This is a genomic window from Fischerella sp. PCC 9605, from assembly GCF_000517105.1.
Lineage (GTDB): Bacteria > Cyanobacteriota > Cyanobacteriia > Cyanobacteriales > Nostocaceae > PCC9605.
Window position 1 is genome coordinate 119,964 of the sequence record NZ_KI912152.1, and the last position, 18,483, is coordinate 138,446.

Genomic DNA, 18,483 nt, shown 5'->3' on the forward strand with positions numbered 1-18,483 from the left:
TTAATTTCGGTTAATCACCTCACGATTTGGGTCTTTCTGCACCACTCCCAGTTCATCACGAACCAAACCCACAGGTAAGGTGAGTGCCAGTTCACCACGCCTGGCTTTGCTAAGAATCCCAGCACTTAAGCGGGAACGAATCGTATGCAACTCTACTTCGGAAATTTTGTCCTTTGAGTCCCAACAATAATCGACCATTGGCACTACTTGGATCATAAACCCCATCTCTGTCAGCAATCAAACAACCTCTGTAACCACACAAGTCCAAGCAAGGGGAACCAATCTGAGCAATTACGTGACAGGCGAGTAACATCATAAGAGAGGATAATCCCTACTAATCCTAAAGTTACCTGGGCTAACAGTTCTTTAAAGCCTGGTCGCTGTTCTGCGGCTGCGCGCGGTGAATTACACCGTTTGATCAGTGTCAATTACCCTCAATGTTTATTATCCGACCAGCCCAGTTCTATAGCTCGCTGACGCAGAGCGTATTGCAGACGCAAACTCTCCTGATTGCTGATTAATTGATGTGGGGTAGACTGACGAATGTAGATTATCGCTTTGCGGTTCAGGTGTTGGAGTGTTACTAGCTCTGAGGTACTCATAAATTACCTCCTGGCAGACGGTTTGTAGTTCGTCTGTGATTACTTCTGGAGTGCTGGGTGAGGCGTTCCCAGATCTCACGGGGTGGGATTGACAATAAACCTCACAGTTGTTTTGGCTAAGGTGACTAACTCAGTCACACTCTCTCTAATGTGAGCTTAGTACGTAAATACACTGTTTGGGAGATGCTAATTGGGTTGCTGATAAAGGAATGCGTAAGCGCATATGACCTCGATAGGCTACTACCGCATGACCCTCACCACTTGGCGGGGTTGATATGGATATCACTGCAAACCTTCGCCCAAATAGTGGGTGCATCACATCAGTTACTTCTATGTCAGTTAAGTTTGCTGATGGGTTCTTGAGATGGGCATTAAGTAATGGTTTCGTTAGACCGTATAAACCACAACACCATCATGGAAAACCTCATCGCCCCGCAATGGTTAAAACTAGGTATATTCCATGCCTTAAGGCTGGAATAAACCCTGAGTTCCCAGAACAAGGAACATGTCAAGGGGGTGTGGTTAGTCCAATATTAGCTAACATCGCACTCAATGGGATTGAAGCTATACATAGGTGTAAAAACCAAGACCCAAGAACATTAGACCCATCCGTGAGATACGCGGATGATATAGTGTTCTTTCTAAGACCAGAAGATGATGAGAAACAAATACTCGACACAATCAGCCAATTCTTAGCAGAAAGAGGATTAAAGGTAAGTGAGAAAAAGACAAAGCTAACCGCCTCGACAGATGGGTTTGACTTTCTAGGTTGGCACTTCAAAGTACAGCAAAACGGAAAGCTTAGATGTGTTCCCTCAGTGGATAACTACAAAGCTTTTCGCAAGAAGGTCAAGAAAATCGTCAATAGCTCGAAGTATGGTGCCAAGGTGAAGGCTGCAAAGTTAGCACCAATAGTAAGAGGCTGGAGGAATTACCACAAGTTCTGTAAGATGGATGGCTCACGGTTCTCTCTGTGGCATCTTAATCACAGAACATTTAAGGTATTCAACAAGGAAACCAAACAGGATAGGCAATCAACCGAAAAACTTGTCAAGCAAGCATTCCCATCGGTTCCTTACTCTGAAAACCGTCACGTCAAAGTCAAAGGAGATAAATCCCCCTACGATGGAGACTTAGTGTATTGGAGCGAACGTAACAGTAAACTATATGATGGCAGAACCTCAAAATTACTAAAGAAGCAAAACCATACGTGTGGTCACTGTGGACTGAAGTTAACTTCTCAAGAGAAGGTACACCTACACCACATTGACGATAATCACAACAACTGGAAGGACAAAAACCTAATGGTAGTCCATGAAAGTTGCCATGATTACATCCACATCAGCAAAAGGGAAAGGGAACTACGTTCTATAACGCTAGGGCGTCGGGAAGTAACCGAGGAGTATCTAGAAAATAATCCTTGGTGAAGAAAAGCCGACCGTTGCTACGGTACAAACCTTAACCCTAAGAACATCGGAAGCTGGATGCACCGAAAGGCGCACGTCCAGATTTAACAGAGAGGGGCGAGAGGTAATACTCTCCCTCGACTCTACTTAGTCCTAGAAGCTACGTTTACAAGCAAGTGGAAAGTAAGGAAGTTTTCGTCAAAGCTCATGTTCGCCTGATTAAGCAAAAAATTTATCGCTTCGTTTGCAAGCAGTGCAACCAGGTAGTTGAACGCGCCTGTTATCCATCACGCCCTCTATACTGCCAACGTTGCCGACCTCCCAAAGCTACACCGGAAAAAGAAACTTCACCTGTATCTGTTCAGTCGAAGAAAAAACACGCTTCCATACGACCGAGGCCTGTTGTATCAAAACGCAGACGCTAGTAGGGGTAAGATCCTGCTTTGCTGACGTTTACCGCCACATCACGGCTAAACTCCGTCAGGGGCGTTTGTTCAGATTACAACTGTGACATCATCCCGACGCTCTACCCGAAGCGGGTAAGCGTCGGGACTTATAGCTAACAGAACCCATCATTAGTTAAATTAGAAAGGGCATTGATCCGCTGGAATCCAGAAATGATTAATTTGAAAGCCTTCTAGATTTCCTGTTGCTTTGAGTATTTCCCTGATCGCTTTGTAGCTAGGTTCAATCACCCGAACATCTACAATTTTCTTTATCACAGGAACTTCTTTTCCACGCTCGTCAAGCTCGACTTTAGAGGATACCAGTTCGACCAAAAAACGATAAACTGTGGCAGCAGTTAAAGTTTCGGGTGCAGAAAGTAGCTGTAGTTGTGGACTTAGTAAATAGGACATTGCTATAATCTCCTGGTGTACTTGAGAGGGCATTACTTGCTTTGGCCGGCTGTATGCCCTATGATTGTTATTACTATCTTACCTATAACCACCTACAACCTCTTGTGGTTGTAGGCGATTTTGCATTTGCTTTTGTGATGGTGAAGTGAAAATCTCAAGTATTTCTTCTATAACTGTTGCAGGTAGTTGTATGCAATATTGGTTGTAGATAGGTTACAGGTAGAGCTATGGCAGTAAAGGTATTACCAGTATTGATGGAAAGCGGCGTTTTGAAGTTGGCTGACGGTGAACTGATTACTGTCGGTAGCAAAAGTTGGACAACCTGGCTCTCAAAAGATCAATCGTTTCGATACGAGGGGAAAATAGCCAATGTCACTGTCCGTCCTGGCAAAGGCGGATGGTATGCTTACAAAAAAATTCATGGCAGACTTTACAACGCTTTTGTCGCCCCCAAAACTGAGGTAAGTGTTGAGAAACTGGAGACAGTTGCAGCTGATTTCATCCGTAGAGCCGAGGAAAATAAACTAGACCCAACGCTTAAACAAACTGAAATTGACGAGTTGCGATCGCTTCTTTCCAGCTTACAGTCCCAACTAGAGGCTGTGAAGGAGGAATTAAAACAGCTCAGTGCGATCGTCGGAAAATCAAATGATTTTGAATCTTGAGAGGAATCTTCTAGCTTGCATTCTCAAGCTAATATCTCCCTATTCCAAGCGGAAGAAGCTTCCTTCCCCAGAACTACTAAACTTCGACGTTGCGGTGTTCACACATCGGTGTCTGTTAAAAAGGTTTTGTCAAGTTTTTAAACAGATAATGTCTAGACAACGAATAGGATATTTGCTTTCATTCTCTGCTCAAAACCTCAGAATAAATGCGCTTACGCGCAACAGCAGCGATGAAAGTAATATCTTAACAAGTCAGCCATGAAAGATGCTGAGCAAATAACTACTGAACTCAAGCAATTTGTTGGTTCGGAAACCTTTTACAGACACTGGTCAGGCATTCAATATACCGAAGGCGTGAAATATCTAGCCTCGGCAGCCCAAGCATATTGGCTAATAGATGGAATTATCTCACATCAAGCCAATAATAGGTTTTTATCCGATCCAGGACTGCAAGATTTTCAGATTTGGCGTCTGGTTGTTAATAACAATTCAGGCACGTTAATTTGTGAATGGGATACAGATAAAGAAGTACTACGGCAAGAAATTGATTATACAGATTTTCCTTTCCCGGAAATCAGACTTTATCTAGTACAGAAGACTCTGATGCTTGAGAGTGAATATTAATTTCAAAATCAATTTAAAAACTCGCTCTAATGTTCAAGAATTAATAGCTATTGCACTGCCAAATGCAAAACCAAAGATGCTCAAAAGTGGTGTGGTAGTGTTGCACAAATAGCTTAACTTTAGCTTAACTTATTTATTCAAAAACTCGCTTTGATGTTCAGAAAAACTTCTGCATTCCAAGCGAGTTTTTGTCGCGCTTACGCGCAGATGAAAAGTGACAAAAGTTAAAGTACATAGGAGTTTTAAAATGCAATATCAAGACATTCTCACAATCGCAATTATCGCTTTGCCAACTGCATTCGCTGCATTGATGCTAATGGACTTCATTGCTGGACTATTACACCTCATACAGCCACCACGGCAAGCGATCGCCCTTCAAACAGCTACAAGCACTTGTATTACAAATCCAAAACAAGCAATCACTACACTACACCCAATACAAGAACCCATCACCCTACTCGATCCTTGGACGCTACAGATTGAAGAATTAACTAGCAGCGTTACCCACAACAGTTTTACCCAAGACCCACTTCCTAGCTTGTTACTGTTACCACCTGCAAAAGAACAGTCCAAGCGCTCAAAAAGATCCAAAAAGACTACCGCACCCATCAGTACAGATACTCCCAAGCGTCGCGGCAGACCACGTAAGGCAGCATAGGGAGCCTATGACTCGACAGAGAAATCCCCTACCCTTCCACCTCTTCAATCGGGCTAGGGTGGGAGAAATCGTAGACAAAACCGGGCAACCTTGGACAAACCGCCGCACAAGTTTATTGAGAGGCGTGTCCGGATTTGTCCGGGACGGCGGTTTGTCCTGCCCTCTCCCAAAATCTTAAACACCAAACCAGAGACAAAGGTTGCCCGGTTTTGTCCGGATTAAATGTAGCGGGATGCTTACGCATCAAGAATTTTGAACAAGCGCAAAAAGCGAACGAACAGTTATGGTACAAGTAGTTGTTTCAAATTCAACAGAAACATTTCTCCAAGATGCTGTAGTTGAACGATACAATTTCTCTAACCTAAACAAAACCAGAATCAGATTCAAAATTCAGTTAAAGAAAACCACTAAAAGTAATGCTCCTAAGTGGACTGATGTTTTGAAGTCTTCTGGTGAAGATGAATCAGACTTGATAAAAGTTAAATCTTCCGAAGTAGGGTTAAAGGGAATCAAAGTATTCAAAGCTCTTGATGAAGCAGCATCTAAGTTGAGGCAAGAAATCGCCTCAGTACAAGAATGGATGCATCCAGATAACGGGGATTGGATTTGTCCGATTGATTTAGCACCCCTAGTGTGGAGTCAGTTGCTATCAATTCGAGATACGATTGCTCCAACCCTCCGTGAACAGTTGAAGGACGACTACGAGCAGGGATTAGCAGATTATACCGAACGGATTGAAAATTTCCTGTCTCTGAATACTTGGGAACTACCCCAAGATAAGCAAGAACAGGTGAAAGCCAATCTCCTAAAAGCTTTCCCTACTCTCACCGATTTGGAAGACTATTTGCAAGTCGTTATCGGTCGTCCCGCGATCATCCCAGCACTGTCCGAACAACTCTCGCAGCAACAAGCTGAGTGCCTTCAACAAATTACCGAGTTTATCCAGCAATATGACCAAAACCTGGAGCAACGATTAAGGGAAGCAGCGATCGCTGGTGGTGAACAACTAGCAGCTCAGTTACTTGAAGAATTAAGCGAGTGGGAACCGGGACGCAAACCAGTCCAGTTCAAGAAAAAGATGGAGAAGCACCTACAGAAAGTACGAGTGTTGTTGGCGAATGCTTCTGTTGAGGCAGGCAGTAGTTTGCAGCAGATGATGGAGCATCTTGATTCCATCGTTAATGACCCAGCAATTGCATCCAAGAATTTGGGGACACAGCAGCGATCGCAACTTCAGCAAAAGATAGATGCAATAGCCTCTAAGCTGCTGGACTCTCAACGCAACTTGCAACAGTTAGCAAGCGGTGACGTGGGTTTATCAAAAGCTACCGTGATGTCGTTCAAGTTCAGTTAAACCCAGACATCGCACTACGACAATATTTGCCAATAAAAAGGAGATAACAAATGTCACATTTCTCAACAATCAAAACTAAGCTAACCAACCGAGAAGGTTTGATACAGGCTTTGCAAGATTTGAAACTTCAGCCACAAGTTCACCAAACACCACAGCCACTCAAGGGTTACTACGGCAACTCTCAAGGACAAAGTGCAGAGATTATCGTTCCTGGTTGCATAATCAAAGCCCGCGCAGATATTGGTTTCAAGTGGAATCAAGACAGCAGTGTATATGACGTAATCCATGACTCCTACGAGACAGTTCCTCGACTGGGGCTAAACTTCTTCACTCATCAGTTAATGCAAGCTTACGGTAAACGCATGGTAAGAGCTAAAGCTGCCCAACTTACCGAACAGTTTGGCGAATGCACTATCACTGAGACAAGTGAGGGTCAGGTGCAGACCCTACGCCTAACTTTTGCCGGACATCAGCAAACCCAACAATATGTGAGGAGGTAAATCATGGAACGAGCAATACTAATACATTTCGATAAAGCGACAGGTGAAGTGAAAGTGGAAGCCCTTGGTTTTGAAGGGCTATCTTGCCTGGAAGCAACTCAGCCGTTTGAAGAAGCCTTGGGGATTGTAGAGGGCGATCGCACCTACAAGGACGAAGCCCAAACTCAACAGCTTCGTAGCACTTCAACTCACCAAACGCGCCTGCGAGCGCGAAGTCTCAATCTGCCACAACCCAAAGGAGTTCTGTTGGCAGGGCCGCCCGGAGTAGGTAAGACACTGCTGGCTAAGAATATTGCTAATATCCTTAACTTACCGCTACTGCAACTAGATATTGCATCCATGCTTGGCTCTCTAGTGGGTGAGTCTGAGGGCAATGTCCGCCGCGCACTTAAGACCGCCTCAGCCATTGCACCGTGCGTGTTGTGGGTTGACGAAATCGAGAAAGCCCTTTCAGGCAGCGGCGATACAAGTGGTGTTTCCCAGCGTATTCTGGGCAATATCCTCACCTTTATGTCTGAGTGTACGGCTGGAGTGTTCGTTGTCGCCACTTGCAACGATCCCGAGGCACTGCCAACTGAGTTGAAACGGAAGGGAAGGTTTGACGAAAATTTCTTCGTTGATCTACCAACTGCACCAGAGAGAGTTCAGATCCTCAAGATTCATCTGGAAAGATTCGGTATCCAGGTACAACAAGAGTATCTAGAGGCAATTGCCGAGAACACTTCTAAGTTTTCCGGGGCTGAACTTGAAACCCTTGCAGCAGAAGCGGCACTACTGGCATTTGATGAAGATAGACCGCAGCAGGTTAGTTTAGGAGATTTGGAGGCTTGTTGTCAGAGCATTACTCCTTTAGCTGTCCAGGACGCGGCTTCTGTTGAGCGAATGCGCTCTTGGGCTAAGTTAGCGCGACCGGCTTCGAGTACAGTGCAGACAACAACCAAGTCCTTACGAACTCCACGACTGAGAAACATAAACTAATCAAGTCGGCGAATGCCTGACCTGATTAGTCGTGAGTCAATAGCTCATACTTTGCCTTGGAACATCTGATTTTCAGACGTGACGAGGCTAATCAATTTAATTATCAAAAATCATGGAAACATATCTTATATTTGTTGACGCTGTTCACAACAGCAATAAATTCTGGTCGGCAAAAGTTGAAGATAATCAACTAACTATTGAATGGGGACGGGTTGGATACAAATCCCAAACGAAAGTTCACTCTCTTAGTAATCATCAACAAGCCATCAATAAATTCAACAATCTTGTAGCCGAAAAGAAATCTAAAGGTTATCGAGAAAGTCAGCCTCAAATCGATAGCAGTGATGTTTCAGAAATTAGACAAGCTATTCAACTGTTAGACACTCTCCGTCCTTATGTTGCTAATCGTAATTTCAATGATAGTTATATTAATGCTCTCAATCAATATTTGAAAATTGTCCCCACACCCTTGGGGATGCAAATAGATCCGTCCAGAGTTTACCAGAGTGTAGCAGATGTTGACCATCAGCGAGAACTGCTTAATTCATTATTGCCATCTCATAATGTAGCTGTTGTGCAAACAACATCAGAAGTGAAAACAGAAAATATAACAGTTAGCTTGAGATCTATCAACAAAAATCTTTGGCGGCATTTTTGATGATTATCACCAAGCTGATTACTGGCTTGGTGTTTTTTTATCGCTTCGCGGAAATTATTGCGAGAAAATTAAAGAAGTAGAAAACTATGGCAAAGCTAATTGTTAGCTCTTGGCAGAGGGCGACAGACATCCCAAGCATAGGCAACAAGAGATAAATTCTCAACAAACAAAAACAGCACAGATATGCGACAAAGCAAGTTAGCTAGTTTCCGCCTTATATTTAAGGCGGAAATTTTATATAAATCATTGAGGCGCTTACGCGCAATTAAGAAGTGAACTGTTAGGTTGGCATTCCTGATTGACTATGTTGGCAGACAAATTTTTACAAGAAGAACTTCACCTTCTCAAAAAACATATTGATGAATTATTGAAGGCAATGGACAACAGAGAATACGCCTATTGCGAAGGCGATGAAGGTTATGAAGATTGTTGCAACTGTGCAGAAGAAGCAGCAGCCAATCTCAAGAAACAACTTGAGGGAATCATAATTGATTGTGGTTTGTATAGAGAGATTTTGAACAATTTCGTAGAAAACTGCGGATTGAAACTAACAAGCTCGCCAATCAAATAATATTTGAAGTGAGAAATATGAAATGAAAACTACCACAGTTTCTATTAGTTACTCCCGCAAATTCAACCTCGGTGATTATGAATCAATTGAACTAGGTTGTTCGCTTTGGGCGCAAGTGGATGAAGACGAAGACTCTGAAAGGGTGACAGAGTTTCTCTACCTCCAAGCTAAGCAAGCAGTAAAAGAAGCTGCGATGCCAGTTATCAAAGCATCCGAGTATCAGCAAATCAAAGTCAAACAACAAAAAAGATTTATGAATGAGCCGATTGAGGAAATAGAATCAGAGGATTTTTAGCCAAAACAAGCACTTTTAAAAAGATGTTTCAGCCGAGTCTTAAAAATATGCTCTCGGTTGAAACTACTGTGCTGTAAAAAATTTTAACAAGAAGGCAACTCTTAACAGGGAGAACCTGGCTTGGTGTTCCCTTCTAAATAAAATCAGGGGGTCTGAGTCCCCCACGTCAATTTTAATCAATTGAGCGATCGCACATATCCAGGCGATCGCGAGCGATCTTTCGTAGCACAGTGGGAATAAGTAGATTGTTAGCTCAGGCCATGAAAAAGCGCTGCGCTATGCTCACACACCAAGCAGATGTTTCTTTCTTTGTGCAGAGTAGTTGAACTGCTTACGCAGTGATTGGAGCAGCAAGCATCAGTTTTTTATTGCTAACGAAATTACCAGGAGAACAGTTTATGAGTCGATACCAAATCGAATCAACTAACTATGTAGAAATCACAGTCGGTTGGGACAAACCTTTGGGAACCTACTTCGCTCAAATCTGGGAAAGCGAAGATTCAGATGAGCCAATTGTTTGGGTTGGGGATGAACTTAAAGATGTTACCTCAGTTCACCAATTGACAGAGGCTATTGCTCCCTATTGCAATATTCCTCAAGACATCATCGACTTGCTCACAACAGACCAAATCAATGAACCTTTCACAGCGCGGTAGTTAACTGCTTACGCAGAACCATAGGAGGTTTAGCACTCTTTTATAGAAAAAAATACAAGGGCAGTACTCACCGAGGCGATTCTTAGAAAAAGAGGGTTCGCATTTGGCTTGGGAAACAGAGTCAGGCTTCGTTGTATAGTCGATACGCTGATTTGGAAGGTCGCAGGAGTTATTAAGCCTGACTCTGTTTCTGACCTTCGCCTCGTTGAGTTTGATGCCCCTTATTTATTCGTGGGCAAGCGCGAGATATCTCGAAGAAACCTCCCTCTTTAACACTCGCCAATATGCGTGACCGACCAAAGCAAGCAACTGCCGCTACATTTTTCAAACGACAAAGTGGGACAACCCGTGGTCATTAAGCGCGGGTTATTGCGAACATTCTCAGGTTACTCTCGAAAAACCGCGCTTTTTGACACTCCAAAACGAGAAATCTAGTTCGCCAAACTAAATAAACCAGCTATAGTTGTCCCACTTTGTCATGATTTTCCCAACCCTTGACTCGCACAGGAGTATTTTAATCATGACATTCTCTACAGAAGGTGGTCAAATTCCACCAACTTTGTTAACGTCTGATGAAGAGGCAAGAATATTAAGCTTCATCCCAACAGCAAATAATCCAGATCCTCTTTACGATGTTGGATACCATGAATCTAAAATCCAACACACCTTAGCCTTTGCTCCCGGGTTTACTAGAGCAGAAGCTTGGTCGATTGCTATGTATCTTGGCCCATCAAAGTTCTATCAGGGAATGAATTTGGCTCTTGCTGGGAGCGAAGACCTCTGTGTTGAAGAACGCGAACAGTTTCTTCTCATCAGCCTTGGAGCGAGGTCTGCTCTTAACAAACTTCCAAGTGTAACAACAGAACAATTATCTACTCTTCCTCATCCTCCTGGGAGCAGCTATACGGATGAACCTCTTGTGCGCTATGTAACTGTTCAAGAGCAAGTCATCGAAAGATATGAGCCAGAGATGGTTATAACAGAGCCTCGTTTCACCAGTACAACCTATTGGCAGATACCCATAGGTCAAATGCAACAATATGCTCAATCCGCCAATTTAGTGTTTCGTATCAACTATCTTCCCAACGGCTCTCAAGGTAAATATGTTGATCCAATCAAACGGGTAGCAAGGGAAGGTGAAGTTTTGTTTCCTCCAGATATGACATTCATTGTCCGACGCAAACTGGTTATAGATTATCCGATTAGCTCAGATGCTAGATTACGAAGAATGAATGTAATCGAAATGGACGAGTATAATGAGAATCCCAACCAAAGAGCAGTTTAGAGGCTGTTTGCTCGGACAATGTGTTGGCGATGCTTTGGGAATGCCAGTAGAACGGCATTCCTCAGATGTTTGCTTTAAGTATGTTCAACAGTTAAAAGCCGGAAGAATTGGAGAACGAAGTCACTCGAACTTTGTTTTTGGTCAATATACGGATGATTCACAACTAGCACGAGAACTGATTCAAAGCTATGTGGCTTGTCGGAAATTCTGTCCCAGTGATTATGCTGTTCGTATTGCTGCTATCTATGCTGAAAAGCGAATTGTTGGTTCCAGTAGTGCTACAGCAAAAGTAGCACTTCGGTTAGCACAAGGAATTTCATGGTTAGAGGCTGGAACTCCACCTCCCTATGCTCGCAATGGTAGCGCGATGAGGGCTGCCCCGATAGGGCTTTTCTTCTACAATCACCCCTCACAACTTATCCAAGCCGCGTACGATCAAGGGCGAATTACTCATCAAGATAAAAGCAGTTTGGCTGGTGCAGTAGCGATCGCGGGTGCGGTTGCCTTAGCAATTCAAAGTAACTATATCGAACATTCATCTTTCTTGAATCAACTCAGTACATGGGTTCGACAAATTGAGGCGTCTGTAGCAGATAGCTTGCAAGACTTGATTAACTGGGTATGCTTACCACCACAAGTAGCTGTAAAAAAAATTGCGCTGTGTGGCAATCCTCCTGACTCTCTCAGTGATTGGGAAGGAATATCGCCACACGTACATCCTAGTGTACTGTGGAGCCTTTATGCTTTTCTTAGGACACCTGGAGATTACTGGGAAACCATTTGTACGGCAATCTCGGTAGGTGGGGATGTGGATACGACTGCTGCAATGGCTGGAGCAATTAGTGGAGCCTACTTAGGCGAAAAAGCAGTTAAGCCTCAAGTAGCAGTTCAATTAACAGACCAAGGGACTTGGGGGTATTCTGAACTGATTTCCCTAGCCGATCGGTGCTATCAATTAAGTATGGAATTAGGGTTATTGACATGAGCAACCCAAATATCAATGAGAACAACTCGGATAAAAAGCCTACTGAACCAACTAGATCTGCTCACACGAACAACTTAAGTAACGTTGACTCAAACGAAGAAATTGGCAATCGCTGGGATTTTGCAATTGGGCTGGATAGTAATGGCAATTTGTTCCCAATTCATCAACAAGAACCACTTAACACTACTTCCAATCCAAATAACGCTCAAACTTAGAGTATGTTTTAAAACATCCTCTTAGATCAGCAACCTTCGACTTTTAGACATTGTTAGCCCACTTCCCTTGTCGGAGTGGGTTAATTTTTCAGGCGATCGCCTTATGCACGTTCCTGTTCTAAGTCTTTTCTATCTGTTGAAACTGTCTTTTGCACAGTTTCTATCTGGGGTAAATTGCGCCGCTCAAATTCTCCAGTTTCTGGAAGGTACGCTACTACAGCTTTTCCTTGGTCAGTAGCAAAGTCAATGATTGGGGCTGTTTCTATACTACCGATACCAATAACTATATCGTTTGGCTGCTTCAAAAGTTGCATTGCATTTTTTACAGACGTTGCAGCAGATAGTTCAATGTTGATACAGGAGTGCGCGAGCGCTAGTTCCTCAATTGTTGCCACAGATGATGAAGGGCTTTGTGACTTGTATGGCGAAGCATCCACGAAATGAACTGTATCATACCCAAGCTCAACTGCACGGTTAACGGCACGTTTAAGCATATTACACATCACCTGTTCGGTTCTACTACTATGCGATCGCTCAACGGGAGCGTCAAAAAATACGACAGTGGCAACGCATTTGGCTAAAGAAAAAGGGGAGGCTTCTATTGGGAGATCCAATTGGCCCACCGATAAATCAGCTTTGCTCAAGCCTCCCCTTTTTCTAAGATTCGCCCCCGTAACAGTTGGCTTAACCTCTTCTTTTTCTTTAGAGGATGCTACGACTACTTGCTCTTGAACTAAATTTTGACCAACTTGTTGTTCTTCTATTTGAACATCTGGGTATTTAACAGTAGCAGGGTCAATAACTATATCAGCATAACTAGCAGGAGAATTATTAACAACACCCATAAAAGTAAACCCCTGAATTTGTCCGCCAACAGATGCTAGTCTTTGTTGCAAAAAAGTTACTGATTGTTTATTTAAAACTCCCAATACTTCGTCTCCTACCAGAGCAAATACTGTTGGCGGTTTACGTAAGTCAGTCTGTCGTATGTTAAGAGTTATATTGGCTTTTTCAGATTGCCATTGACGACCAGCAAAAGCATATTTATCAACACTATCAATCTGTAACTTATGATCAGGATTTTTCAAGCTAGTGACAATAATACTAGTGCTGCCAGAGGAAGTAATATTGGCGATCGCTTCATATCCAGCTAATAAATGAGGAGAACGAGCATCAAGCGTACCCAGTTTTTTACCTTCTACTGTTACCCAACGAGCAGTTTTACAGGGTTCACGAGGATGAGGGGCATTCTCAAACTTAATCGCAACTTTTTCACCTTTAAAGTTTCTATCAGCACACTCATTAAATTGAGTACCGATTACTTTCATCTGGGTAAACTGCAACTGCTTGAGTTGATTTATTACCTCCGAGGGGAAAAAAGCGAACGCTACACCAGCCCGACGCATCCCAGAATATTTTTCTTCCGTATGGCTCACATCATGAATAGCTGCTGCTAGCTGCAACTTTTCTGCTTCTGGAGTATTATTTCTTACGGATTCCAGATATTCTTTGGTTTGCTGCTTTAAAGCATCTATCATGCCATCACTAATACCAAAATGAAATTCAACCTTACCCTGTTTGATAGACATTCCGGGCTTGATATCGTGTTCGGACATAGACTTCATGCTAATTGTGCCAATAGGAATATCTATCTCTTTACCATCTGGAGCTTGAAATTTGGCTTGAGCAAATAGAGGATGGGGAATTTTTTTAGTTGGTTCTCTCGATAAAATTTTAATACTGAGTTCTGAATGATTCCAGAATGTTGGATCTTTTGCTATATCGTAATTAATTAAATTAGTAATCTCTAATTTTTTTCCACTCAGTAGAGAAGTAATGACCATGTAAGGGCCAGGTTCTAACTTTTTTCTTGACTCCAGTTCAATACGTTGCTTGACTATGGAGTTATATTTTTTTTTAATTTCTTGAGCGTATTCTTTTTGTGAGGAAGTAAACTCCAATTCTGGATAAAAGTTTCTAAATTGTTCAATAGGTCTAGCTATTAGTTTGCACTGCTCAAAGATTTGATTTGTTTGCTTAATCATTAAATCAATAGGGCTATAGCCATTGGTCTTCATACCCCTATCTGTAAAGGCTTCTGAATTTTTCTTGTCGTTCAACCACTCTACTTCTTTTTTGTAAGCTGTTATAGCCTGACAGTATTGGATAATTGAATCATCAGGTCGCAATGCACTTTTGGGGCCATCAGTAGCTACTTGTAGTTCATTCCCAAGTTCAGCTACACAATCTTTCAATAATTTTTTAAACGACTGCAATTGTTGTTCTATTTGATTCTCATCCCTAGCCCGCACTTGGGTAATCTTATATATTTGGTCTAATATCTTATCCGGTATTTGCAATTTACCTGTTTCATGTCTGACTAGCACCTTACCTAAATGCATTAATACTTTTTTGAGATAATCAGCTTTTTCTGCTTGAGGCATAGCATCAATTTCACATTGCAGTGCGACATTTTTTTGAATATCATTGGCAATGATTCCAATTTTATTCTCCATTGCCGATACAGCAATTTGTTCAAACGTCCCCTGATAAGGAACTTTAGTTTTTTTGACAATATCAGGATAACGATTTGATGGTAGATTTTTCTCTTTGACTTCTGCTGTCAGCTTTGGAAAATCTTTACTTGAAGCAAAAGCTAGGAGATCGCCATCAAAATCACACTGCATATTATCCATTGCAGTTTTAGGATGTATGGCAATATTATGCTTTGGCTTAACGGTGGCTGTTATGCTTCCTTCAAGGACTTAGCTGCTGAACATATTTTACATCATGTTAAGAAAATCGATTCTGTCGCTTTTGATGTACCCACTTTTATCAACAATGTGCCGAGACTAATTCGTAGCTTGATATTAGTGTTGGAGTGGTCATACTTTCCAGCAATTTCTTTTATTATTCAGTGGAGAGCGGTCGCTGCTCCTTTTTGGAATCCCCAACGTCATGATGAGCGGCTACGCACTATCATCCTGCTTATAGTGCGTTCTTCATTATTTATCCTGCTGGGGTTAGTGTCACTCAAAGCACTGATACTGTACTTTCTTGCCTACATTGGCATGATTACGGTACTGCGGATAGTGGATTGCTTTCAACATACTTACGAGACATTTCTTGCTGGTTCTTATGCACCCAAACGCAATAGTACTTACGAGCAAGAGAATACTTTTACTACTTTGATTTCTCGGCGATACTGGTGGTTGAATTTGCTGGTGTTAAACTTTGGCTATCACAATGCCCATCATGCTTTGATGAGGTGTCCTTGGTACAACCTTCACAAATTAGACAGCGACTTATTCGCTAACAGAGAAAATTACTCCCTGACGCTGCCACAGCTACTCAAGAATTACCATCGCTTTCGTGTTTCTCGCCTAGTCAAAGGACAAGGGAAAGCTGTTGATGGGCACGGTAATTTAAATCTTGATGCTTTTTACGGTGCTGTAGGCGTGTCTTTTCTAGTGAAGTCTTAACATCTGCAATTTCAGGCTCATCATTTTAAGGATAAAAATGATTTGGAAACGACTACAAAAGTCTGCTGTAATCTCAATTAATCGCGCTTTTGTTGCAACAACCCTAATCGCAACTATCGTTGGCTCAACAGTTCTACTCGGTTCTATGGGCGCACTGATTGTGATTGATCTAGCCGAGAAAATCAAACCAAATCAAAAACAAATTGAATTTGCTGCCGCCATTTCTGCAACGATTTCTGGTTTTGGCATAGTTGGTTACAGTACTTTTTTGCTGGCCAAAAGACAGCGAGAAATACAATTCGAGAGGAAACTACAAGAAACTCAGAACCGAAACCTTCCTGAATCTTGTACTCAATGCAAGTTTTACTGTTCCAATCCCTATTTGCGCTGCGCTGTTCATCCCGAATTGACCGAAAACTGCCCAGATTGGGAGCAAAACCGAAGGTAGCTTACGACTTGGAAGCACTCCACCCAATCCGTTACAACACAATCAGGGTGTTGATTTTTATGTCGTTGGCGATCGCGCAAGCGCACCCGTTGTCCAATGAGTGTTCACGTTTGATCACACACCAATCGCGTTCGTCGTTGTTAATATTAATCGCTGCGCCGAACTGAGCGCAGACCGCAAACTCTTGTGAGAAAATATTAATTGCTGCATGAAGCAGGAAATTTGTTATGAATAATCATGCCTTTAAATTTGACCCGATGATGACTGTTTGGGAATTTGGGTATTGGGATAAAGGATGGAACCAGCCTGATAGCAGATATCATCAACATTGGGAAGGGGCAGGTAATTTTAAGCCTTGGAGTATTGAACAAGCTTTAAACCGAGCGATAGAGCTTGGCTTTTTGGATGCATCTGAACGAGAAAAAGTTCGCACAATTTGTTTAACCGATGGCGAATATTTCTTTGGTTCGGAAGAAACTTCGCCAGGGGCTGATTGGGCAGAATGAAGATTTTCGCTGTCTGTCTCCATACCCACACTCACCACTATGGATAATGCTGTCCATACCATATAAGACACAAGCTATTTGTCCTATTCTTAATAAAGCAGAAGTTGAATATTTCTCTGAACAAAATCAAATTATTCGCTCCCATTTGACGCTGCCTGAAATTCTGAATCTAGCTTTAGAATCAGGAGAAAATAATCCTAAATATCATCAGTTCTGGTTGCAGTGCTTGTATGCAAGTAGCTAAGAAGATTCTTATATTTACTATTGCTGCTCATCAAACCAATGGATACAAATCTGCCGACAATTAACCGCCAAAGAAGAAACTGAATGGTTCTAAATCTTCTGTTGAGTTAAGAGTTAACAGTTAAGAGTTTTTAGTCCAAAAGGGCTTGGTTACAAAAAAAAGGCATCGGCAGCTTTTCAAAGTAAGCATGACAAGTTAACTGCTTCACTCGCTTCAGGGAGAGCAGTTGTTGATTCTGTTGCAGCCCCAACCTATAAGAGCAACATTTAAAGCTCTAAGTATTCCACCCAATTTGGTACATTTGATACAAACTGACCAAATTCGTCAGGGTGGATCTCCTTAAACTCAAATATCACCCCCCAGCGTTCGTCAAGAGTTAGTCCACTGAGTAGTTCTAGTACCGTTTCAACACCGTATTGCAGTCCCTCAACTACCAAGCTTGCAAAGCCTTTAACCTTCTCAAACCAAGGGTTATGAGGTGTTTCGTATGATTGGGAGTTGGTAGTCACATCCCCCCTAAAATGTTCTCCACCTATATTAGGGGGGGATGTGACTACGGGGAGTTCTTGGGCAGGGGAGGCAGGGGAAGCAGGGAAGGCAGGGGAAGCTGGGGAAGCTGGGGAAGCTGGGGAGGCAGGGGAGGAAAGAGCGTTGTTGAAAAACACTCTTTCTCCAGAAGCTGCACCTCTCCCCCTGCACCCCCTGCACCCTCTGCTCTCTTCAGTGCCGTACATGGCTTGCATTCTCGCCGCATAAGCTGCATCCGCCTCCCTTTGTTGTTGGCGCTTTTTCTCTTTTTCTTCTCTCTGTTTTTGGCGGTGAGCTAGTACTTGTTGGGCAAAAGCCAAATCATCTGGATCTAGGAAAAAACGCTTAACTTGTTGACCGCGACCCCCGACTCTATCCCAATCAGTAGATAGTCCCAGTTGCTCTAAGAACTTTCCGTAAATCCACATCGCTGGTTGCTCGGACGGGATAGTAAGATTAAGGATCGCTTTGACGTGTGGTGCAAATTGCTCAGATTGCTGTTTGAGGGCAACTATCCTTTTGTCGTCAGCAGTTACTTTTTCACCCTGCATCATGGGAACGAGTATTTCTCTTAGCCCGAGACGGTGACGCATCAGCCAACTGGTAGAGTGATTGCCCCAATCGCTACAAATTTTTAATTGCTCGCGCTCTCTAAGATCGCGTTGTGCAACCATTGGTGGTGGAGTTGGGAATAATCGCCCCTGCGAGTCTGCGATCGCTTCTCCTGGCGAGGCTATAATGCCCTCAAGGGCAATCAGCTTACGGATTAACCGCCCCCCATCATCTCTCTCTACTAGTTCGGGTGTGACTTCCATCCCGTAAGCATCTCTAATTCTGAACTTTTCGCACTCGTAATTTTCTTCTGGTTTGAGGTAGTCTTGGCGTTGCCTTATTTCGTAAATCAAGCGGTCAATATCTTTGGCATTGGCAACGGCTTTACAATGGGAGGCAGTGATTGCTTCGCCT

At 42.8% G+C, this 18,483-nt stretch carries 22 protein-coding genes and 3 pseudogenes; 20 read left to right on the forward strand and 5 right to left on the reverse strand.

Features of this window, described 5'->3' with window-relative positions; genetic code table 11:
• Genes FIS9605_RS45640 through FIS9605_RS45650 form a run of 3 tightly spaced genes read right to left on the reverse strand, consistent with a single transcriptional unit; the run spans nt 1 to nt 602 of the window.
• Nucleotides 1–225, reverse strand: a complete 225-nt coding sequence (locus FIS9605_RS45640) for a hypothetical protein (protein ID WP_026735961.1) — start codon at nt 223–225, stop codon at nt 1–3.
• 5 nt (nt 226–230) lie between these two features.
• The gene (locus FIS9605_RS45645) at nt 231–428 is read right to left on the reverse strand and encodes a recombinase family protein (protein WP_231510516.1); all 198 of its coding nucleotides are present in this window, start codon (nt 426–428) and stop codon (nt 231–233) included.
• A gap of 6 nt (nt 429–434) precedes the next feature.
• The gene (locus tag FIS9605_RS45650; RefSeq protein WP_231510517.1) at nt 435–602 is read right to left on the reverse strand and encodes a hypothetical protein; all 168 of its coding nucleotides are present in this window, start codon (nt 600–602) and stop codon (nt 435–437) included.
• A 390-nt stretch (nt 603–992) separates the two neighbouring features.
• Between FIS9605_RS45650 and FIS9605_RS38760 the strand changes: the two are divergent.
• Nucleotides 993–2,029 (forward strand): annotated as a pseudogene (locus tag FIS9605_RS38760) (group II intron reverse transcriptase); the annotation flags it as partial.
• A 563-nt stretch (nt 2,030–2,592) separates the two neighbouring features.
• Here FIS9605_RS38760 and FIS9605_RS0130610 read toward each other — a convergent pair.
• On the reverse strand, nt 2,593–2,865 hold the full coding sequence (locus FIS9605_RS0130610; protein WP_026735962.1) for a hypothetical protein: 273 nt from the start codon (nt 2,863–2,865) through the stop codon (nt 2,593–2,595).
• Between the two features lie 227 nt (nt 2,866–3,092).
• Between FIS9605_RS0130610 and FIS9605_RS0130615 the strand changes: the two genes are divergently transcribed.
• From FIS9605_RS0130615 to FIS9605_RS0130680, 15 genes and pseudogenes are all read left to right on the forward strand, one after another.
• Nucleotides 3,093–3,530: a hypothetical protein gene (locus tag FIS9605_RS0130615; protein ID WP_026735963.1), complete on the forward strand. Its 438-nt coding sequence runs from the start codon at nt 3,093–3,095 to the stop codon at nt 3,528–3,530.
• Nucleotides 3,531–3,788: 258 nt separating this feature from the next.
• Nucleotides 3,789–4,154: a DUF6876 family protein gene (locus FIS9605_RS0130620; protein ID WP_026735964.1), complete on the forward strand. Its 366-nt coding sequence runs from the start codon at nt 3,789–3,791 to the stop codon at nt 4,152–4,154.
• A gap of 247 nt (nt 4,155–4,401) precedes the next feature.
• Nucleotides 4,402–4,812, forward strand: coding sequence for a hypothetical protein (locus FIS9605_RS0130630; RefSeq protein ID WP_026735965.1), 411 nt, complete (start codon nt 4,402–4,404; stop codon nt 4,810–4,812).
• Between the two features lie 90 nt (nt 4,813–4,902).
• Nucleotides 4,903–5,034, forward strand: coding sequence for a hypothetical protein (locus FIS9605_RS46260; protein WP_269321086.1), 132 nt, complete (start codon nt 4,903–4,905; stop codon nt 5,032–5,034).
• Between the two features lie 61 nt (nt 5,035–5,095).
• On the forward strand, nt 5,096–6,166 hold the full coding sequence (locus FIS9605_RS0130635) for a hypothetical protein (RefSeq protein ID WP_026735966.1): 1,071 nt from the start codon (nt 5,096–5,098) through the stop codon (nt 6,164–6,166).
• A 50-nt stretch (nt 6,167–6,216) separates the two neighbouring features.
• Nucleotides 6,217–6,666, forward strand: coding sequence for a DUF1257 domain-containing protein (locus FIS9605_RS0130640; protein WP_026735967.1), 450 nt, complete (start codon nt 6,217–6,219; stop codon nt 6,664–6,666).
• A gap of 3 nt (nt 6,667–6,669) precedes the next feature.
• Nucleotides 6,670–6,804: pseudogene (locus tag FIS9605_RS45655) on the forward strand (DUF2997 domain-containing protein); the annotation flags it as partial.
• Between the two features lie 69 nt (nt 6,805–6,873).
• Nucleotides 6,874–7,644: pseudogene (locus tag FIS9605_RS38765) on the forward strand (AAA family ATPase); the annotation flags it as partial.
• Nucleotides 7,645–7,756: 112 nt separating this feature from the next.
• Nucleotides 7,757–8,302, forward strand: a complete 546-nt coding sequence (locus FIS9605_RS0130650; RefSeq protein ID WP_026735968.1) for a WGR domain-containing protein — start codon at nt 7,757–7,759, stop codon at nt 8,300–8,302.
• 304 nt (nt 8,303–8,606) lie between these two features.
• A complete protein-coding gene (locus tag FIS9605_RS0130655) occupies nt 8,607–8,873 on the forward strand; it encodes a hypothetical protein (protein WP_026735969.1) in 267 nt (88 codons plus the stop codon).
• 22 nt (nt 8,874–8,895) lie between these two features.
• Nucleotides 8,896–9,168: a hypothetical protein gene (locus FIS9605_RS0130660; RefSeq protein ID WP_026735970.1), complete on the forward strand. Its 273-nt coding sequence runs from the start codon at nt 8,896–8,898 to the stop codon at nt 9,166–9,168.
• Between the two features lie 398 nt (nt 9,169–9,566).
• Nucleotides 9,567–9,824, forward strand: coding sequence for a hypothetical protein (locus FIS9605_RS0130665; protein ID WP_155960593.1), 258 nt, complete (start codon nt 9,567–9,569; stop codon nt 9,822–9,824).
• A gap of 520 nt (nt 9,825–10,344) precedes the next feature.
• Nucleotides 10,345–11,109 carry an ADP-ribosyltransferase gene (locus FIS9605_RS0130670; protein WP_026735972.1) on the forward strand — a complete coding sequence of 255 codons (765 nt, stop codon included), beginning with the start codon at nt 10,345–10,347 and terminating at the stop codon, nt 11,107–11,109.
• Nucleotides 11,081–12,094, forward strand: a complete 1,014-nt coding sequence (locus FIS9605_RS0130675) for an ADP-ribosylglycohydrolase family protein (RefSeq protein ID WP_026735973.1) — start codon at nt 11,081–11,083, stop codon at nt 12,092–12,094. The genes FIS9605_RS0130670 and FIS9605_RS0130675 overlap by 29 nt, the downstream gene beginning before the upstream one ends.
• Nucleotides 12,091–12,309 (forward strand): hypothetical protein, encoded by a 219-nt coding sequence (locus FIS9605_RS0130680; protein ID WP_026735974.1) that lies wholly within the window; start codon nt 12,091–12,093, stop codon nt 12,307–12,309. The genes FIS9605_RS0130675 and FIS9605_RS0130680 overlap by 4 nt, the downstream gene beginning before the upstream one ends.
• 101 nt (nt 12,310–12,410) lie before the next feature.
• Here FIS9605_RS0130680 and FIS9605_RS38770 read toward each other — a convergent pair whose 3' ends face one another.
• Complete coding sequence (locus tag FIS9605_RS38770; RefSeq protein WP_197036180.1) at nt 12,411–15,005, reverse strand: hypothetical protein; 2,595 nt, start codon at nt 15,003–15,005, stop codon at nt 12,411–12,413.
• A gap of 27 nt (nt 15,006–15,032) precedes the next feature.
• Here FIS9605_RS38770 and FIS9605_RS38775 point away from each other — a divergent pair, with 27 nt between their 5' ends.
• The 4 genes from FIS9605_RS38775 (at nt 15,033) to FIS9605_RS0130705 (ending at nt 16,989) form a co-directional block, all read left to right on the forward strand.
• Nucleotides 15,033–15,791 (forward strand): fatty acid desaturase, encoded by a 759-nt coding sequence (locus FIS9605_RS38775; RefSeq protein WP_197036181.1) that lies wholly within the window; start codon nt 15,033–15,035, stop codon nt 15,789–15,791.
• Between the two features lie 37 nt (nt 15,792–15,828).
• A complete protein-coding gene (locus FIS9605_RS0130695; RefSeq protein WP_026735975.1) occupies nt 15,829–16,239 on the forward strand; it encodes a hypothetical protein in 411 nt (136 codons plus the stop codon).
• Between the two features lie 227 nt (nt 16,240–16,466).
• Nucleotides 16,467–16,745 carry a hypothetical protein gene (locus FIS9605_RS0130700; RefSeq protein WP_026735976.1) on the forward strand — a complete coding sequence of 93 codons (279 nt, stop codon included), beginning with the start codon at nt 16,467–16,469 and terminating at the stop codon, nt 16,743–16,745.
• A gap of 46 nt (nt 16,746–16,791) precedes the next feature.
• Entirely contained in the window at nt 16,792–16,989 is a 198-nt protein-coding gene (locus tag FIS9605_RS0130705) for a hypothetical protein (protein ID WP_026735977.1), read from the forward strand.
• Nucleotides 16,990–18,483 lie beyond the last annotated feature (1,494 nt).

Bases quoted from the DNA above. Each gene is read 5' to 3' on its own strand.
- FIS9605_RS45640 (WP_026735961.1), bottom strand. From the start codon at position 225: ATGGGGTTTATGATCCAAGTAGTGCCAATGGTCGATTATTGTTGGGAC.
- FIS9605_RS45650 (WP_231510517.1), bottom strand. From the start codon at position 602: ATGAGTACCTCAGAGCTAGTAACACTCCAACACCTGAACCGCAAAGCG.
- FIS9605_RS0130610 (WP_026735962.1), bottom strand. From the start codon at position 2,865: ATGTCCTATTTACTAAGTCCACAACTACAGCTACTTTCTGCACCCGAA.
- FIS9605_RS0130615 (WP_026735963.1), top strand. From the start codon at position 3,093: ATGGCAGTAAAGGTATTACCAGTATTGATGGAAAGCGGCGTTTTGAAG.
- FIS9605_RS0130620 (WP_026735964.1), top strand. From the start codon at position 3,789: ATGAAAGATGCTGAGCAAATAACTACTGAACTCAAGCAATTTGTTGGT.
- FIS9605_RS0130630 (WP_026735965.1), top strand. From the start codon at position 4,402: ATGCAATATCAAGACATTCTCACAATCGCAATTATCGCTTTGCCAACT.
- FIS9605_RS0130635 (WP_026735966.1), top strand. From the start codon at position 5,096: ATGGTACAAGTAGTTGTTTCAAATTCAACAGAAACATTTCTCCAAGAT.
- FIS9605_RS0130640 (WP_026735967.1), top strand. From the start codon at position 6,217: ATGTCACATTTCTCAACAATCAAAACTAAGCTAACCAACCGAGAAGGT.
- FIS9605_RS0130650 (WP_026735968.1), top strand. From the start codon at position 7,757: ATGGAAACATATCTTATATTTGTTGACGCTGTTCACAACAGCAATAAA.
- FIS9605_RS0130655 (WP_026735969.1), top strand. From the start codon at position 8,607: ATGTTGGCAGACAAATTTTTACAAGAAGAACTTCACCTTCTCAAAAAA.
- FIS9605_RS0130660 (WP_026735970.1), top strand. From the start codon at position 8,896: ATGAAAACTACCACAGTTTCTATTAGTTACTCCCGCAAATTCAACCTC.
- FIS9605_RS0130665 (WP_155960593.1), top strand. From the start codon at position 9,567: ATGAGTCGATACCAAATCGAATCAACTAACTATGTAGAAATCACAGTC.
- FIS9605_RS0130670 (WP_026735972.1), top strand. From the start codon at position 10,345: ATGACATTCTCTACAGAAGGTGGTCAAATTCCACCAACTTTGTTAACG.
- FIS9605_RS0130675 (WP_026735973.1), top strand. From the start codon at position 11,081: ATGAGAATCCCAACCAAAGAGCAGTTTAGAGGCTGTTTGCTCGGACAA.
- FIS9605_RS0130680 (WP_026735974.1), top strand. From the start codon at position 12,091: ATGAGCAACCCAAATATCAATGAGAACAACTCGGATAAAAAGCCTACT.
- FIS9605_RS38770 (WP_197036180.1), bottom strand. From the start codon at position 15,005: ATGGATAATATGCAGTGTGATTTTGATGGCGATCTCCTAGCTTTTGCT.
- FIS9605_RS38775 (WP_197036181.1), top strand. From the start codon at position 15,033: ATGCTTTGGCTTAACGGTGGCTGTTATGCTTCCTTCAAGGACTTAGCT.
- FIS9605_RS0130695 (WP_026735975.1), top strand. From the start codon at position 15,829: ATGATTTGGAAACGACTACAAAAGTCTGCTGTAATCTCAATTAATCGC.
- FIS9605_RS0130700 (WP_026735976.1), top strand. From the start codon at position 16,467: ATGAATAATCATGCCTTTAAATTTGACCCGATGATGACTGTTTGGGAA.
- FIS9605_RS0130705 (WP_026735977.1), top strand. From the start codon at position 16,792: ATGCTGTCCATACCATATAAGACACAAGCTATTTGTCCTATTCTTAAT.